Raw genomic sequence first — 17256 nt, 5'->3', positions numbered from 1 at the left:
ACAAAGGGTTCCGTAACCTAAGCAGCAGCACCTTCGAACAAAGTGAGGAGTCACAACAACTGTGACGACGGCCCCATCACTCGGATCGAAAAGTCCCCGTCCACCTTCGGACGTGGACTTTTCGAGAGAGCAGATACCACGCGGCCCTGCCCCGTGGTATCTCCGCGTCGTGGCAGCGTTCGTCGACCTTGCGATCGTGCTGTTACCTCTGGGGATCGGGTGGTCGATCGTCGACTCTCTCCGTGACGACAATGGTGGTGGTGAGGCGGACAGATTCGTCTTCGGAGCCATCTCAGTGATCGTTGCAATCGGGCTGTTGCTGTGGAATCAAGGTTTCCGCACTGGGCGCGACGGTCAAAGCACTGGCAGGCGATGGACCGGACTCGTAGTCCGCGACTCCGCGACCGGAGGACCGATCGGTGTCCGTCGGGGACTCTGCAGGCAGTTCGCTCTCGGCCGCTCGAGCACCGAGGTGGTACGCGACAAGACCGCATACGCCGAAAAGTTCGCACCTGTCCCCCGCGACACCTCGGTGCAGGCCATCCGTAGACGTCGACTGTTCGGACTTCTCGTTCTGACCGTCGCGCTTGCAGCCGCGATTCTCGCAAGCATCGCCATCGGAGCGAGGCCGCTGACATTCGAGGAGATCGGCAACGCACTGGTACATTCGACCGGCACCGATACCGACATCATCGTTCGGACCCTGCGCGTCCCGCGCACCCTCCTTGCACTTGTCGTCGGAATCGCACTCGGGATCGCAGGAGCCTTGATTCAAGGCCATACGAGAAACCCCTTGGCCGACGCCGGTTTGCTGGGCCTGAATGCAGGCGCAGCCTTTTTCGTCGTGCTCGCTATATATCTGTTCGGATTCAACTCCCCCAGCCAGTACCTCTGGTTCGCCTTCGCCGGTTCGGCATTGGCAAGCATCGTGGTGTTCGGGTTGTCCTCGATCGGGACCGGGACGGCGAGTCCGCTCAACCTTGCGCTCGCAGGTGCCGCTGTCGCGTTCTTCCTGGCCGCCATGACCAATGCAGTGGTGCTGATAGACCAAACCACCTTGGACGGTTACCGGTTCTGGTCGGTCGGCTCGGTTGCCGGCCGAGGGCTCGACGTCTTCTGGCAGGTTCTGCCGTTCCTCGCGCTCGGCGTGGTCATCGCTCTCGTCAGTACTCCGGGTCTCAACGTCATGAGCCTCGGCGAGGACGTCGCACGCTCGTTGGGTGTCAACGTCGCACTCAGCAGAACTGTCGGCATCATCGCCATTACGCTGCTGACGGGTGCGGCGACGGCAGCGTGTGGACCGATCGCGTTCATCGGACTGGTGGTTCCGCACGTCGCCCGCGTCGTCACCGGACCGGACTATCGATGGCTCGTCCCCTATGCAGGTTTGATGGGCGGCGTGATGCTGCTGATGGCCGATGTCATCGGACGCGTCGTCGTGCGACCCGGTGAACTACAAGTAGGCATCGTCCTGGCACTGTTCGGGGCCCCATTCTTCATTGCGCTTGTCCGTCGGCGAAAGCTGGCGAGCCTGTGACCACAGTGGAATCGAAGACCACGTCGGCAGAGGCAACGAAGCTGACAGTTCCGTCCAGGCCCGGTTTCCGGATCGGTCGCCTTTCGTTGGTACGACGCCCCTTCATGGTGCTCGTCAATCTCGTTCTGCTGGTGGCCCTGTTGTTGTTGGTGTGCCTCAACATCGGACGTGGTGACTTCCCCCTGTCGATAGGGCACGTCATCGACGTTCTGCTCGGTGGCGGCACGCGAATCGAGCGTTTCATCGTGATGGACCTACGATTGCCGCGCTCTCTTACCGGAGTGCTCGTCGGCATGGCACTCGGTATGTCCGGTGCTGTGACGCAATCCATTTCGCGAAACTCACTCGCGAGTCCGGACATCCTCGGTATCACCGCCGGCGCCAGTGCTGCAGCCGTGGCACTCATCGTCCTCGGTGGCGGTAGCACCTTCGCCGGTATTCTCGCGACCCTCGGGTTGCCGCTGGCCGCGCTCATCGGTGGAATCACCACCGCGGCGGTCATCTACGCACTCGCATGGAAGCGCGGCGTCCAGGGATTTCGGTTGATCCTCGTCGGAATCGCGATCAATGCCATGCTGACAGCATCGATCGGATGGCTTCTCATCAGTGCCGACATCAACGACGTGTCCCGAGCTCAACTGTGGCTCAACGGCTCACTGAACGGTGCAGACTGGAGTTCGGTGTGGCCGGTCATGAGCGCGGTGCTCATAGTCGGCGGCCTGACCGTCGTATCGACTTTCACCCTCGGCGCCCTCCGCCTCGGCGACGACAATGCTCGATCCCTCGGCGTGCGACTGCAATTGCGTCAGGCAGCATTGCTTCTCGCTGCGGTAGCGCTCGCGGCCATCGCGACAGCCGCTGCCGGTCCGATCGGGTTCGTGGCGTTGGCAGCCCCCCAGATCGCACTGCGGCTAGTGAGAACACCCGGGCCGCCGATCATTGCGTCGGCGATCTTGGGTGGGCTACTCGTCGTCGGCAGCGATCTCATCGCGCGAACGATCCTGCCGGTAGAGCTCCCCGTCGGCATCGTGACCTCCGCACTCGGCGGACCGTTTCTTCTGTACCTTCTCGTCCGCAGCAATCGAAAGGCCTCCGCATGACCGCCACCGATCTGCCACGTCTCGTCGCGGAGGATCTCACTCTCGGGTACGGAGACCGCATCGTCGTAGAGAATCTCGGACTCGAGGTTCGGACCGGTGTGATCACCACGGTGATCGGGCCCAACGGGTGCGGTAAATCGACTTTGTTGCGCGCTCTCGGCCGGTTGCTCAAACCCAAGTCGGGCAGGGTTGTTCTCGACGGAAAAGCGATCTCGTCGATGCGCACAAAAGACGTCGCGCAGGTCCTCGGGATGTTGCCGCAGGCACCCGTTGCGCCGGAAGGCTTGACTGTCGCCGACCTCGTCTCGAGAGGCCGCCACCCCCATCAGTCCTGGATTCGACAGTGGAGTTCGGACGACGAGTCCGAGGTCGCGAACGCCCTCGAGCTGACCGGAGTCGGTGATCTTGCCGATCGTCCGGTCGACGAACTATCCGGTGGTCAGCGCCAGCGGGCTTGGATTTCCATGGCGCTCGCGCAGGGCACGGATATTCTGTTGCTCGACGAACCGACCACCTATCTCGACCTGGCGCACTCGCTGGAGGTTCTCGACTTGATCGACCGACTCCACGAAGACCTGGGCCGCACCGTGATCATGGTGCTGCACGACCTCAATTTGGCCGTTCGGTACAGCGACCAGATCATCGTCATGTCACAAGGCAAAATCGTCGAAGCAGGTCGCCCCCAGGACGTGATCTCGGAGAAGCTTCTACTCGACGTGTTCGGCCTCGAAGCAAAAGTGATCGAGGACCCCGTGTCCGATCGCCCTCTCATCGTTCCTATCGGTACTCGACATGTCTACGGCGCCATAGGCGGCCCACAGAGGCAAGCGGTCGCCACGGCCACGTTCTCCTCGGAGAGCTAACGCTCGATCATCGTTCGAACCAGGCGATACCCCTGCCCCAGCGAGACTTCGGGTAGATACGCCCGCCCGACTGCATTTCCGATACTCGGCAAAGCCGCTGGATCGGCGAACGTCATATGCATGGACTCGTACCTGGGCTGGAATTTCGATTTGAAGGCAAGCAAGGACCTGAATCCGTACACAGGTTCCAGGGTCCTGCCCAGCACATCGAGCAAGCGATCGAGCAGAGTCGAGAACGTCGACGCATCCGGCGAAGTTTCCGTGCCTCGGCCGTCGTCGATCTTCGCCAAGGGTGCACCGGACAGGCTCAAGAACCTCACGCCCTCTTGTTCGAGGAGCAGAGCGGCCGATGCAATGAGGAATTCCATCGCCGGTCGAAAACCTTCGGCACGGCGACGCATGAAATCGAGAGTCCAGCCGACGATTTCGCCGTTCTCGTATACCGGCATCCACGAGGTGATTCCGTGAACGGTCCGATGCTCGTCCACAGCGATCAGGCATCGGACATGTGGATCGTCGACTTCTTCCAGTCCTCCCAGTGTGAAGCCCATTTCGGGCATCCCTTTATCGGCGACCCATTCCTCCGAGATCGCCGTGATCTGGTCGGTGATGGCGAGCGGAGCTTCGGGGAAGCTGATCCACTCAGCGACCACACCCGCCTTCTTCGCTCGGTTCAACGCGGTCCGAACGTCTTGGAATCGTTTACCGGTGAATGCCAAACTCTCGAGGTCGAGGATCGTCTCCTCACCCACCTGAATGCCACCCCACCCGATGCTGTCGGTGATCTCCCGCACCTGAGGTGTCACTGAGTAGAAGCACGGAATCCAACCGTTCTTGGAAGCAAACTCTGCGAAGTCGACGACGTTGTCTCGCAGTCTTTCTCGTGGCCCCACTGGATCGCCGGTGGTCAGGGCTACGCCGGAAATGACGCGATACGCAACATAGCTCCGCTCATCGGGTGAGAACCAGTACTTGTTGCCACGCCAGGTCGTCATCCACGACAGCGCGCTGCCGCTGCTGGTTGTCAGCAATTCCTTTGCCCGTTCGGTGGCGTCGGTATCGACACCGTATGCAGGGGTCAGAAAGGTATTGAGGACAAGTACGCACAGTGCCGCCCAGAACACGACCCCGGTCCATTCGAAGAGCAACGTGGTCGGAATGCTCTCGGGCAAGAACCGTGGCTCCAGCCACTGGAGATACACCGGTGGCACCAACCTCTGCGGGAAGTCCGCGAGCAATCCGAGGATCGAGGGTTCGTTGTCGAATCCCCCGCGCGCCACGAGGCCGCCCAGAACGTACAGAACAGCCAGACCCACTGCTGATCCGACGACGGCAAACCCCCATGTGCGGTACGTCCCCTTAGGCGCCGACACATCGAAGAACTTGCGCGTCAACAGCAGGAGAACGAGAACCGCAAGTGGCAGAAGGAACGGAACAATCGTGCGGTACGCGGTCGGCGAGTCGAGGCCGTAGAAGACGGACTGGTCGTCGCCAGATTCCACGAATCTGATCGCAAAGTTGGCCACCGACAGAACCAGAAGAACGATCTGGGCGAAAACTGTTGCAGTCCAGGCGAATTTACGACCTCGTCGCAGGCCGTCGGCCAGAAACAGTAAGAAGATCGATGGCATGAGAGAGAGTATCGTCGGGCCCACTCCACCCAGGCGCAACTCCAGAAGGCCGGTACGACATTCCGGATCGGCAGGTGAATCGGCACAGATTTCGCGTACCTCGGCTGCGGTGTAGGGAACCCCACGCACGACGTCGCGGAGCACCGCGAACGGGCCAACGGCGTCGGGACTCAATGCGGCGATCACCGGACCGAGTGCACTTGCAGCCACGATAAGCGCAACAAGCACACGACCTTCGCGCTGCGTACCAGCGAGCCGCGGACCCCGCGCAGATCTGCCCACGATCACAGGACCGAGCAGCAGTCCGACCACAGCGGACGCGAGGCGAACGACATCCTGCAAATGACCACTGAACAGCGCCAGCGTGACCAACAACGCAAGTAATCCCACGCGGATACGACGTCGCCACAAGGTGTCCATGCGAGCGCTTGCCACCATGACGACACCCACGATCCACGTCGTAGGCCCGATAGCAGTTCCGACATGCAGCCGAAAACCCCAGTCCGCGTCGAACATCTTGGCCAACGCTGCGACTCCGAGGCCTAGCAATGCACCCAGTATCTGCGTGAGAAACGCAGCTACCGCAAACTTGACCGAACCTATCCTTCGTTCGATCGGAGCTGCGGCCACCAAAATCGCAACGATCGCTACCGCGTACCCAAGAACACCCGGCGCGACAAGGCCAGAGGTCAACGCTGTCCATACGCGGAATTCCTCGAACGGCATGATCCCGACGGCGAAGTCACGATGAATCGTGTTGTGCCCGATGCTTGCCCCGAGGATGCCGAATATCAAGACGGCGGTCAGCAAACCGAAGCTGACGGGCGCTCCCTTGGCGCCGAATACGATCAGCGCCCGTAGTCGCACAAGTTGTCTTATCGCTTTGTGCCACGCCGTCACTGCCCGAAGTCTTCGCAGATCGAGCCAGGACGGGGTCGAGGGAGTCGTGTCCGGCGCTGACGCATCTGCCGATGGGACCTGTTGGTTGCCTTCGGAAAATTTGTTCACGAGATCAGTCCCACTCTCTGCATCAGCCAAGGCAATTGTTCTTTCAAACCTTCGGACCAGACGGCAAAACTGTGACCGCCTGGAACTTCGGCGTAACGGACGTCCATCCCTGCTGCCTGAGCAGCTTCGTACACCGCCTTCTGTCCGGGCTTGTAATCGTTGTCGTCGGCTCCGACGACGAACGCGCCACCAGAATCGGGAAACTGCCTCGTCTTCAGCAGATCCATCGGATTCACCGCCACGAAAGCGGCCTCGTTCCCCCCGAACACTTCGTTCACTGTTCGGTTTCTATCGCCGAGCGTCGGCTCGAGCTGGCCCGACAGATCGAGAAATGTCGGATAGACATCAGGAAAATTTGTTGCCATCTGAAGTGCGCAGGTGCCGCCGTACGACAGTCCTCCGATCGTCCGACTGCGCGGGTTCGGATCGATTTGGAGCGCGGATGTGAACCAGCTCGGCACGTCCTTGGACAGATATGTCGCTACATTGCCCAGGGGTGAATCCACGCAGAGCGGATTGGCAAGGGCTGAGCCGGTGGCGTCCGCAACCACGACCACCGGTGCAAGGCCGTCGTGGTCGTGCGCAAATGCATCCATCGTTTCGATCAGCTTGCCCCCGTTCAACCAATCTTCGGGCGCCCCCGGTTGGCCGGCCAGGAGCACCAGAACCGGCAGCAGTGGGCGCGGGTCGACGAAATAGGCCGGCGGCAGGTACACCTGAGCCTCTCGCGCGCTGAAACCCGAAGCAGTTGCCGGAATGGACACCGAGGTCACTTTGCCGGCGGATGGCATGTCGGCCGGAGGATGCCAGTACTTGTCGAGTGGATCGCCGGTGACCACGCCGGATTCTGGTCCGGGTAGATCCGCGAGGCGTATTCGATCGGCCGAATCGACACCGAACACTGTGCCAACAGTGGGATACGCCGAGAACACCAGGTTTACCTGTACGGACGCCACCAGAACGACGAGTAACGCAGCGAGAATCGATAGGGCTCGACCCAAGAATCCCGAGGCCACCATCGTTCTGGGCACCATCAGAAGCAATGCGGATGCTCCGACTGCGATCCATACGTAGATCTCGACCTCGATCGGATCTGGAAACGGTCGCCACACTTTCTCGACTACGTAATAGAGAGACAACCCGAAGACAGAGGCCACCACTAGCGCGATCGGTACCGCGAGTAGGAGGTACCGCCGTCGCCTCGACACCAGTAACCACAGGGCACCGAGGAGGCCGAGGATCGACACCAAGATCGGCGTGGTGCCGCTGATCAGTGAAAGAGACACGATCGAGTGCACTCCGCCCCTTCCTGCACGTCGAAGACTGGACTTCGATGAAGTTCTGACATCACTGCAGGATAGGCATGTCGGCGTACGAAATTGGGTCTGTCGATGAATTCCCCGCGCAACAAGTCGACCATGAGGCAATCGAAATCACAGATTTACTACATAGAGTAGTACGCATTCGTGTCGGACTACCCGTAGAGTTTACAGAATGGCTGGTCTAGGCGAACTCGAGCGTGCAGTAATGGATCATCTGTGGGATTCCACGGAATCACAGACTGTTCGACAGGTGCACGAAGCTCTCGCCACACATCGTGAGCTGGCGTACACAACGGTGATGACTGTGCTCCAACGGCTCGCCAAGAAGCAGTTGGTAGTTCAACAGCGCGATGATCGGGCACACCGCTATGCCCCGCTTCACAGCCGTGACGAACTGGTTGCGAGCCTCATGGTGGACGCTCTCGCGCAAGCTCCCAAGTCCGGTGGACGCGCAGCAGCATTGGTTCACTTCGTCGGCCAAGTGGGCGCAGACGAAGCCGCGGCCCTTCGAGAAGCGCTGGCGGATCTGGAACTGGCACAATCGGATGTACATTCGACGTCACACGTCGGAGTGCCGCAATCCGATTGACCCCTGCCATCGGTTAGTGAGGACATGAACTCCACCACTGCGCTGGTCTTCGCCGTACTCGCGTTGCTTCTTGCAGGTCCCGTTCCTGCTGTGTTCAGTCGTGCTACCTGGCCCTACCGCGCGCCGCGTGCAGCTCTTGTTCTCTGGCAAGCAATAGCCATCGCTGCGGTGCTCTCCGCGTTCAGCTCGGGGCTGGCCATCGGTGGCCTGCTGCTGGTCCCCGGTGCGGACGGCCGTCCAACCACAGCCCCGACGGACGAAATCGAAGCACTTGGCTTGCCGCTGTGGATTCTGTACGTCGTCGTGCTGGCAACCACCTTGAGCATCGGCGCCAAGCTGGTGTTCTCCTTCGTTCAAGTATTCGTCCGAACCCGACGTCGGCGGGCTCGCCATCGCATTTTGGTCGACCTGCTCGATCGCAGCAGTGACTCCGATCGACCGTTCCCCGGCGTGCGAGACGCGGATATCCGTGTTCTCGATGCCGTAGAACCGATCGCCTATTGCCTCCCAGGTCTTCGTCAACGCGTGGTACTCAGCGAGGGCGTATTGACCAATCTCAACAGATCGGAGCTAAAGGCGATCCTCAGTCACGAACGGTCACATTTACGTTCTCGTCACGATCTCGTCCTCGAAGCGTTCACCGCGGTCAACGAGGCTTTTCCTCGCATAGTCCGAAGTCGATCCGCACTCGGAAGCGTGCAGTTACTGGTCGAACTGCTGGCCGACGACTCTGCCGTCAAGGTCACCGGGGCGACACCGCTGGCTCGGGCACTAGTGACGTGTGCGGGATCAACCGCTCCGCGCGGTGCACTCGCGGCAGGCGGCTCCACCACGCTGATCAGAGTTCGCCGTCTGAATGGCCCTCGCACCGATATCCGCACCAGTATCGCGGCATATCTCGCCGCCGCCGTCATTTTGGTTCTGCCGACGATTTTCGTCGCAGTGCCGTGGCTCGACGAACTCGGTCGACTACTCGGCCCAAGTTAGCCTTTCGATTCGGTCACGGGAGTAGGACAGCTCACACATTTCGAGTCGATGAATCGAAGACCGGTCGCGTACAGTAGTCCTAGGTCGCCATCGCGGCCTAGTAATTCGATAAGGCACAAACAGCCCCACTCTGCGCGAAGTTCAACCGCGCAAGGATGGCCAGGTGACAGTGCCCTGGCTCGTCTCTATGTGATCTAGCTGTTTTATGTGCCCTTCTCCTGCGGGTCTTTCTCAGCTGTGGCTTCGTGGCGTGCCCGTAATCCGGAGAGGTTCAACTGCGTGACTCACGCTGTTTCGACTAGTACATCAACAACACCCGCCTCAGAAGAAGTGCCGACCACGGTCGTTACCTTCGCCGAACTCGGACTTCCCGAGGCGGTAGTGGCCGCTTTGGCCCGCAACTCCATCACTGTGCCTTCGCCGATCCAGGCCAAGGCGCTTCCCGACGCGATTGCCGGGAAGAACGTCCTCGGACGTGCACAGACTGGTTCGGGTAAGACCCTGGCATTCGGTCTTCCAATTCTCGCTCGCCTCGCACAGCACACGGACAGGCCCGCAGCCAAGCGTCCTCGCGCGTTGGTACTGGTTCCGACCCGTGAGCTCGCTTTCCAGGTCGTGGACTCTCTGCTCCCCTACGCCAACGCTCAGGGTCTTCGGTTGCTCGCTGCGGTTGGCGGCACGCCGTTCAACAAGCAGGTCGAGCAGCTGCGCCGAGGAGTCGACGTTCTCGTCGCGACACCAGGGCGACTTGCCGATCATCTACGCCAGAGCACCTGCATTCTCGACTCCATCGAGATCACTGCCCTCGACGAGGCCGACCAGATGGCCGACATGGGTTTCCTTCCAGAGGTGCGCGCCGTTCTGGCAGACACACCGGCCGATGGGCAGAGAATGCTGTTCTCTGCCACCCTCGATCGTGAAGTCCAATCACTCGTTCGCCAGTTCCTTCCCGATCACGTCGAGCACTCGACGCAGGACGGCAAGGCCAGTGTCAACACGATGGATCACTACATGCTGATGGTCGATCGCGGCCAGAAGGACGTCGTTCTCTCCGAGATCGGTGCCCGCGACGGCAGGACGATCATGTTCGCTCGCACCAAACTCGGATGCGATGGCATCACCGACCGCCTTCGCGCTCTCGGCATCGCTGCAGAGTCGCTACACGGCGGCAAGGCACAGAACCAGCGCACCCGCGTTCTCGAGCGTTTCAAGGCCGGGCGCACGCCTGTCTTGGTTGCAACGGACGTCGCAGCCCGTGGAATTCACGTCGACGGTATCGATCTGGTCGTTCACGTCGATCCGCCCGCCGATCACAAGGACTACCTTCACCGCGCGGGCCGTACCGCCCGTGCAGGCGAAAAGGGCACAGTCGTCGCGATCGTCCTGCCGAACCAACGTCGACAGGTTCAGCGTCTGACCGGCATGGCTGGAGTCAAGGCGACTTCGGTCAACGTCGCACCAGGTTCGGCCGAGCTCAACAGCATCACCGGAGCGAAGAAGCCGACGGGCGACCCATTGCGCGCCGAAAGCAGTGCGCCGAGGGACCGGCGCGACAGCCGTCCTCGCTCGGGTGGCTACCAGGGTGACCGCCCCCGTACCGGCGGCTACCAAGGTGACCGGTCGACTTCAGGTGGATACCAGGGCGATCGGTCGAGCTCGGGTGGATACCAGGGCGACCGTCCTCGTACCGGCGGCTACCAAGGTGACCGCCCCCGTACCGGCGGCTACCAAGGTGACCGCCCCCGTACCGGCGGCTACCAAGGTGACCGCCCGAGTTCGGGTGGCTACCAGGGTGACCGTCCCCGTACACAGTCGACATTCGTCCGCGAAGAGTCGAAGACAAGCGGATTTCGTAGCCGCACAGATCGACGCTCGTACGACGGCTTCGATGGGCCTGCACGCGATCACTGATAGTTGATCGGCACAGTTCATTCGACAATGTAGGGCACTGCTTCGCAAGAAGCAGTGCCCTACATTTTTGGTTGCTGCGTCCGCCTGAGCCCTGTCCGGCAACAAATTTCGCTGACCGGATCGACGCGATGCGCGTGCCCGGCTTTCGTTTGTGCGCTTGGCAAGGAAAGCTGTACTCATGACCTCAGCAGAACTCGCCCAGATCGGTGTCACCGGCCTTGCAGTGATGGGCTCGAACATCGCCAGGAACTTTGCGCATCACGGACATACGGTTGCGCTTCACAATCGCAGTATTTCCAAAACGGATGCACTCCTCGAAGCGCACGGTAGCGAAGGCAAGTTCATTCGCACGGAGACGATCGAAGAATTCGTCGCCGCACTGCAGAAGCCTCGCCGAGTCTTGATCATGGTCAAAGCCGGCGAGCCTACCGACGCTGTGATCGAAGAACTCGCCGGTGCCATGGAGCAGGGCGACATCATCATCGACGGTGGAAACGCACTCTACACAGACACGATCAGACGCGAAGCTTCACTGAAGGAGCGTGGACTGCTGTTCGTCGGCGCAGGAATTTCCGGTGGCGAAGAAGGCGCACTCAACGGTCCGTCGATCATGCCCGGTGGTCCAGTCGAGTCCTACAAGGCACTCGGCCCGCTCCTCGAATCCATTGCGGCACAGGTGGACGGAACACCGTGTTGCACGCACATCGGTCCGGACGGTTCCGGCCACTTCGTCAAGATGGTGCACAACGGCATCGAGTACGCCGATATGCAGTTGATCGGCGAGGCGTACAACCTGTTCCGTGATGCGCTGGACTACTCACCCGCCCAGGTTGCGGACGTATTCACCGAGTGGAACAAGGGTGACCTCGAAAGCTACCTCGTCGAGATCACAGCGGAGGTCCTTCGACAGGTCGACGCGAAAACAGGCGAGCCGTTGGTCGACGTCATCGTCGACGCTGCCGAGCAGAAGGGCACCGGCCGTTGGACGGTCAAGGCCGCGCTCGACCTCGGTGTGCCGGTGACAGGTATCGCCGAAGCCGTGTTTGCACGCGCACTCTCCGGCTCGCGTGCGCAGCGTGAGGCCGCTGTCGGGTTGGCGTCGGGCGTACTCGCAGACAAGCCGACCGATGCCGAGCAGTTCACGCACGACATCAGTCGGGCGTTGTACGCATCCAAGATCGTTGCGTACGCGCAGGGGTTCGATCAGATCGCGGCAGGCAGCACCGAGTACGACTGGAACCTTCACCCGGGTGATCTCGCCACGATCTGGCGCGGAGGCTGCATCATCCGTGCACGCTTCCTCAACCGAATCAAAGATGCGTACGAAGATAATTCCGCGCTTCCGAGCTTGATTGTCGCGCCGTACTTCCGTGACGCGATCGAAGACGCAATCGACAGCTGGCGCCGCGTCGTCATCACCGCGGCGTCACTCGGCATTCCGGTGCCTGCCTTCGCCTCTTCGCTGGCGTACTACGACGCACTTCGCGCCGAACGGCTCCCTGCCGCATTGACTCAGGGCCAGCGAGATTTCTTCGGCGCGCACACCTACGAGCGAATCGATTCCGAGGGCCAGTTCCACACGCTCTGGAGCGGTGACCGAAGCGAAGTTCAAGCCTGAGTTCAACCGAACACGGCCATAGGGTGCGGTGGCAACCATCATATGTCGATGGTTGCCACCGCACCGTCGCCCAACATGATCCAAAATTTGTATTCAGTCGTACAGACCCCAGCCCAGCGGTGTTCCGAGGATCGGTTGCACGATCGTCGACGACACGTCGCCTTCCCATGGCAAGTCCCCCTGGGAGTCACGCCACACGGCCTGGATCGCGCTGATCCGATCCGATGGATACACCTGCGAAGCCATGAGAAGCCACTCTTCGCAGTACGTCACGTCGAGGAAGTGGAAGTCGAAACCAGCTGCCATACACTCCATGCCGGGCTCGAACGCCCGTCCTCCGAGGATCACCCGCCTGGCCAGCGTGTTCAGTGCGGCAGCAGATTCCCCGGGTGATCGCCCCGTCACGATCAACTCGGGGTGTCCGAGAGCCGTCAAACCGACTGTGTAGCAAAATGCCGGTTCGATCACTCCGGCATCGTCCGGATCGAAGTTCGAATTCATCTCCGAGTTGACATACTGCAAAGCCCAGCCATGGCGGTCTACGAGACTGTGTACGTTCCGTACATAGTCCTCCATCGACTGCCCGTCACACATTGCACACATAGCTCCCCCAAGCTTGTCGGGATCCAACAGCGAAAATGCCGGCCGGATCAATGATCTCGAACGTATGTTCGTATCGAGAATGATCGCCTATGACACCGACAGAAAGTTCCCGGGCGGTACTGTTCCGCTATGCCCCGTTCCGAAACGTCGTTCGCCGATTTGGGACTCCGACCTGTCCTTGTCCATGCCCTGCGTCGGATCGGTATCGATGTTCCGTTCGACATTCAGACGGCAGCGATCCCCGATGCCCTTGCCGGACAAGACATTCTCGGTCGCGCGCCGACCGGATCGGGAAAAACCCTTGCATTCGGATTGCCGATGCTCCAGCGACTGTCGGGTGCGAGTAGCCGCCCGAAGTGTCCCCGCGGATTGGTACTTGTTCCTACACGCGAGCTGGCCTTGCAAATCGAAAGGGCGCTGGAGGAACCCGCACTCGCGTTGGGCGTCCGAGTGATGGGAATCGTCGGCGGGGTGCCGATGAAGCGCCAGTCCGAACGCCTCATGCGCGGCGTCGACGTCGTTGTGGCTACCCCAGGTCGACTCGAGGATCTCCTCCAGCACGCCGCGCTCTCGCTCGCCGACATCGACATCACGGTGGTGGACGAAGCTGATCGGATGGCCGATCTCGGCTTTATGCCGCAGGTTCGAAAGCTTGTGGACCGCACCCCGAAAGATGGACAGCGCATGCTGTTCTCAGCGACCCTCGATGGAGATGTCGACGACTTGGTGCAGCGGTACTTCGACTCCCCCGCCATTCACTCCGCCGAGCCACCCCCACTCGCCCAGGCGACAATGAAACACCTCTTCTTCCGAGTGGCCGACACCGACAAGAATTCGATCGCATTGCGGATCGCGGCGCGAACAGGGCGAACCATGATCTTTCTGCGCACCAAGCATGCGGTGGATCGATTCACCGCAGCCCTGCGCGAAGTGGGTGTGCCTGCACTCGCGTTGCACGGTGACAAATCTCAGGCCAATCGAACCAGAACGCTCGCTGAATTTGCGGACGGTTCGGTTCCTGTCCTGGTCGCCACCGACGTCGCGGCCCGTGGCCTGCACGTGGACGGAATTACCCTTGTCGTGCACGTGGACCCGCCGGCTGATGCGAAGGACTACACGCATCGCGCCGGGCGTACAGCGCGCGCAGGCAAGATCGGCACCGTCGTCACGCTGGTCACCGACAGACAGCAATCGCACGTCGAGACACTCGCCGCCGAGGCTGGAATCGTGGCGGAGTTCACCGATATGACGCCGTCGAGTCCTGCACTGTCCGAATCCACGGGTGCGCAGGCACCTCCGGGGTCACCGATCGTCGAAGTGACACCGACAAGCGACCAGAGCGGGCGCACACGCGAGGTCGGGCGCCGCAATCGCCCGGTGCCTCGGCGTACCCGGGACAAGCCAGGTCGATCGGGTCGACGATGAACGGACTTCCGGTGTTGTCGATAGTGCTGGCACTGATTGCAGCATTCCTGTTCGCTTGCGCATCGGTCGCTCAACAAAGTGCCGCCTCAGCGGTGCCCGAGGGCCAATCACTGATCACCACACTCATCCGAAGCCCACGGTGGTGGGCCGGTCTCTGCGGCGACATCGGCGGTTACGGATTTCAGGTTGCCGCACTGTGGGTCGGCTCGGTTCTTATCGTGCAACCCTTGATCGTCTCGATGCTGCTGTTCGCACTGCCTCTGTCTGCAAAATTCGCCGGCTACCGGATGACGCGTTCGACATGGGTGTGGGCGGTGGCGTTGGCAGCCGCGCTCGCGTTGTTCATAGTCGTCGGTGATCCGACGGAGGGAAACTCCGATGCACCGTTCTCCGACTGGATGATTCCGTTGGCCATTGCATCGGGCGTCGTGCTGGCCGCCACTGTTGCTGGGTTGTTGTCGACAAACCCGGGTTGGCGGGCACTGCTGTTGGGTGCGGCAGGAGGAGTGCTCTTCGGGATGGCCGTTGCGTTGACGAAGTATGTCACCGATCTTTTGGGAACCGGTCTTACCGAAGCAGTTACTGCCTGGCAGACGTACGCACTCGTCGGGTGCGGAATCCTCGGCTTCTACCTCCAGCAACGTGCTTTTCAGTCCGGTCCGTTGTCCGCTTCACTTCCTGCTATCACCATCGGGGAACCGTTCGGAGCCGCGTTTCTCGGAATCACCGTCCTGGACGAACGCGTTCGCGACGACGCGTTCTCCCTGGTGGTCATTGCGGTCTGCGCGACAGTGATGATCGTTGCAACCGTGGCCCTCTCGCGAGCGCAAGCAAAGGTAACGGGACACCCTGTTGCGCGATGACGGGTACGCTGACCCAACGTGCAGTTCCTCGATGGCCAACATCCGCCCCATGACCTGACATACGACGATGTTTTTCTCGTCCCGAACCGAACCGATGTCACTTCTCGGTTCGATGTCGATCTCTCCACTGTCGACGGATCGGGTACGACCATCCCTATCGTCGTCTCGAACATGACCGCAGTCTCGGGCCGCAGAATGGCCGAGACTGTTGCTCGTCGGGGTGGCATTGCCGTTCTTCCCCAGGATCTACCGACCGCAGCCGTGGCCGAGACCGTCGCGTTTGTCAAGAGCCGTGATCTGACCGCAGACACTCCGGTCGTACTCGGTCCGGATGCGTCGGTATCCGACGCACTCGCTTTGATGCACAAGAGGGCCCACGGTGCGGTAGTCGTCGTGGAAGGCGGCCGACCCATCGGTGTCGTCACCGAGTCGACCTGTGCGGATGTCGACCGGTTCGCCAGACTGCAATCTGTCGCCGCGACCGACTTCATCACGGTGCCGTCCGATGCGTCCCCTCGTGCGATCTTCGATGCGTTGGATGCCGCTCATGAGGGACTTGCCGTTCTGATCGGACCGAATGGGACACTCGCCGGTGTGTTGACGCGCACCGGGGCAATCCGTACCGGTATTTACGCGCCCGCTGTGGACAGTTCGGGGCGTCTGCGCGTCGCGGCCGCTGTCGGAATCAACGGCGATGTCGCGGCGAAGGCGCAGGCGCTCGTCGAGGCCGGTGCTGACCTACTCGTGATCGACACTGCTCACGGCCACCAGAAGAAGATGCTCGACGCTTTGGCTTCGGTCCGGTCCCTCGATCTCGGTGTTCCACTCGCGGCAGGCAATGTCGTTTCCGCTACAGCGACTCGAGATCTTGTGGCCGCCGGCGCGAACATCGTCAAGGTCGGCGTCGGGCCCGGGGCGATGTGCACGACACGGATGATGACTGGAGTAGGCAGACCACAGTTCTCGGCCGTCGCCGAGTGTTCGGCGGCTGCCGCCGAAGTGGGTGCCTCGGTCTGGGCAGACGGAGGGGTCCGCCATCCGCGAGATGTCGCACTTGCGTTGGCAGCGGGCGCGGCGAACGTGATGATCGGGTCATGGTTCGCCGGTACTTACGAGTCGCCTGGCGATCTTCGGTTCGATTCAGCGGGCAACGCGTACAAGGAGAGCTTCGGAATGGCGTCCAAGCGCGCCGTCGCGGCACGCACGGTGGCTGACAGTGCGTTCGATCGAGCAAGGAAGGCGCTGTTCGAAGAGGGAATCTCCAGTTCGCGGATGCGATTGGACCCGGATCGCCCCGGCGTCGAGGATCTCATCGATTACATCTGTTCCGGAGTTCGAAGCACCTGTACCTATGCAGGTGCCCGCACCCTTCCAGAACTTCATGAGCTCGCAGTGCTCGGTGTACAGTCGGCGGCCGGCTTCGCCGAAGGTCGCCCGCTCCCATCCGGTTGGTGACCTGTAACGGCGGTCGGTTCGGCCCGTGATCCGACCTCGTGCCCGACTGCCGGTAGAATGGTGGCTCACGCTTACAACTCACTTCCGCCGATAGATTTCTAGCGGAACAACAGAAGGGAACCAGGTGCCTGAGGCACCCGTCATCACCAGCACCGAGACTGCTCCGACCGAGTCCGGTGACGAGGGCTCCACTTCGGAGGGCTCCTCTATCGAGCCGGGAGACAAACCCGGCGATCCACCATCGTTCAAGCTGACTCCACACCGCGGCGGGGTGACATTCGGCCGTGGCGCAATTGCTTCCGGCCAGGGTGCGATGCTCCTCTCGGAACTTCGGCGGCGGTAGC

The 17256-nt window shown here is 61.3% G+C and carries 14 protein-coding genes; 11 read left to right on the top strand and 3 right to left on the bottom strand.

All coding sequences use genetic code 11. The annotated features are described in order from the left end of the window. Window positions 1-112 precede the first annotated feature (112 nt). Genes E5720_RS21335 through E5720_RS21325 form a run of 3 tightly spaced genes read left to right on the top strand, consistent with a single transcriptional unit; the run spans window position 113 to window position 3500 of the window. Window positions 113-1537: an iron chelate uptake ABC transporter family permease subunit gene (locus E5720_RS21335; RefSeq protein ID WP_247596091.1), complete on the top strand. Its 1425-nt coding sequence runs from the start codon at window positions 113-115 to the stop codon at window positions 1535-1537. Next, entirely contained in the window at window positions 1534-2637 is a 1104-nt protein-coding gene (locus E5720_RS21330) for an iron chelate uptake ABC transporter family permease subunit (protein ID WP_247596090.1), read from the top strand. Before E5720_RS21335 ends, E5720_RS21330 begins: the two co-directional genes overlap by 4 nt. Next, a complete protein-coding gene (locus E5720_RS21325; RefSeq protein ID WP_136172280.1) occupies window positions 2634-3500 on the top strand; it encodes an ABC transporter ATP-binding protein in 867 nt (288 codons plus the stop codon). Before E5720_RS21330 ends, E5720_RS21325 begins: the two co-directional genes overlap by 4 nt. Here E5720_RS21325 and E5720_RS21320 read toward each other — a convergent pair. Together E5720_RS21320 and E5720_RS21315 are read right to left on the bottom strand one after the other, a co-directional pair. Continuing rightward, window positions 3497-6031 (bottom strand): rhomboid family intramembrane serine protease, encoded by a 2535-nt coding sequence (locus E5720_RS21320; RefSeq protein WP_136172876.1) that lies wholly within the window; start codon window positions 6029-6031, stop codon window positions 3497-3499. The genes E5720_RS21325 and E5720_RS21320 overlap by 4 nt on opposite strands. A gap of 104 nt (window positions 6032-6135) precedes the next feature. Then, window positions 6136-7437 (bottom strand): alpha/beta hydrolase-fold protein, encoded by a 1302-nt coding sequence (locus E5720_RS21315; protein ID WP_136172279.1) that lies wholly within the window; start codon window positions 7435-7437, stop codon window positions 6136-6138. A 196-nt stretch (window positions 7438-7633) separates the two neighbouring features. Between E5720_RS21315 and E5720_RS21310 the strand changes: the two genes are divergently transcribed. The 4 genes from E5720_RS21310 (at window position 7634) to gndA (ending at window position 12566) form a co-directional block, all read left to right on the top strand. Then, window positions 7634-8050 (top strand): BlaI/MecI/CopY family transcriptional regulator, encoded by a 417-nt coding sequence (locus E5720_RS21310; protein ID WP_136172278.1) that lies wholly within the window; start codon window positions 7634-7636, stop codon window positions 8048-8050. 24 nt (window positions 8051-8074) lie between these two features. After that, entirely contained in the window at window positions 8075-9037 is a 963-nt protein-coding gene (locus tag E5720_RS21305; RefSeq protein WP_136172277.1) for a M56 family metallopeptidase, read from the top strand. Between the two features lie 330 nt (window positions 9038-9367). After that, window positions 9368-10948 carry a DEAD/DEAH box helicase gene (locus E5720_RS21300; protein WP_247596089.1) on the top strand — a complete coding sequence of 527 codons (1581 nt, stop codon included), beginning with the start codon at window positions 9368-9370 and terminating at the stop codon, window positions 10946-10948. A 178-nt stretch (window positions 10949-11126) separates the two neighbouring features. After that, complete coding sequence (gene gndA, locus E5720_RS21295) at window positions 11127-12566, top strand: NADP-dependent phosphogluconate dehydrogenase (protein WP_136172275.1); 1440 nt, start codon at window positions 11127-11129, stop codon at window positions 12564-12566. 93 nt (window positions 12567-12659) lie between these two features. Here gndA and E5720_RS21290 read toward each other — a convergent pair whose 3' ends face one another. Continuing rightward, window positions 12660-13160, bottom strand: a complete 501-nt coding sequence (locus E5720_RS21290; RefSeq protein ID WP_247596088.1) for a DUF4262 domain-containing protein — start codon at window positions 13158-13160, stop codon at window positions 12660-12662. 138 nt (window positions 13161-13298) lie between these two features. Here E5720_RS21290 and E5720_RS21285 point away from each other — a divergent pair, with 138 nt between their 5' ends. From E5720_RS21285 to E5720_RS21270, 4 genes are all read left to right on the top strand, one after another. Then, window positions 13299-14594 carry a DEAD/DEAH box helicase gene (locus E5720_RS21285; protein ID WP_136172273.1) on the top strand — a complete coding sequence of 432 codons (1296 nt, stop codon included), beginning with the start codon at window positions 13299-13301 and terminating at the stop codon, window positions 14592-14594. Then, a complete protein-coding gene (locus tag E5720_RS21280; protein ID WP_136172272.1) occupies window positions 14591-15457 on the top strand; it encodes a DMT family transporter in 867 nt (288 codons plus the stop codon). Before E5720_RS21285 ends, E5720_RS21280 begins: the two co-directional genes overlap by 4 nt. Window positions 15458-15475: 18 nt before the next feature. Next, window positions 15476-16912 (top strand): GuaB1 family IMP dehydrogenase-related protein, encoded by a 1437-nt coding sequence (locus tag E5720_RS21275; protein ID WP_136172271.1) that lies wholly within the window; start codon window positions 15476-15478, stop codon window positions 16910-16912. Window positions 16913-17036: 124 nt separating this feature from the next. After that, window positions 17037-17255, top strand: a complete 219-nt coding sequence (locus tag E5720_RS21270; protein WP_136172270.1) for a hypothetical protein — start codon at window positions 17037-17039, stop codon at window positions 17253-17255. Window position 17256: the final 1 nt, after the last annotated feature.

The organism is Rhodococcus sp. PAMC28707 (assembly GCF_004795915.1).
GTDB lineage: Bacteria > Actinomycetota > Actinomycetes > Mycobacteriales > Mycobacteriaceae > Rhodococcoides.
This window is presented reverse-complemented; position numbering and strand designations above follow the sequence as displayed.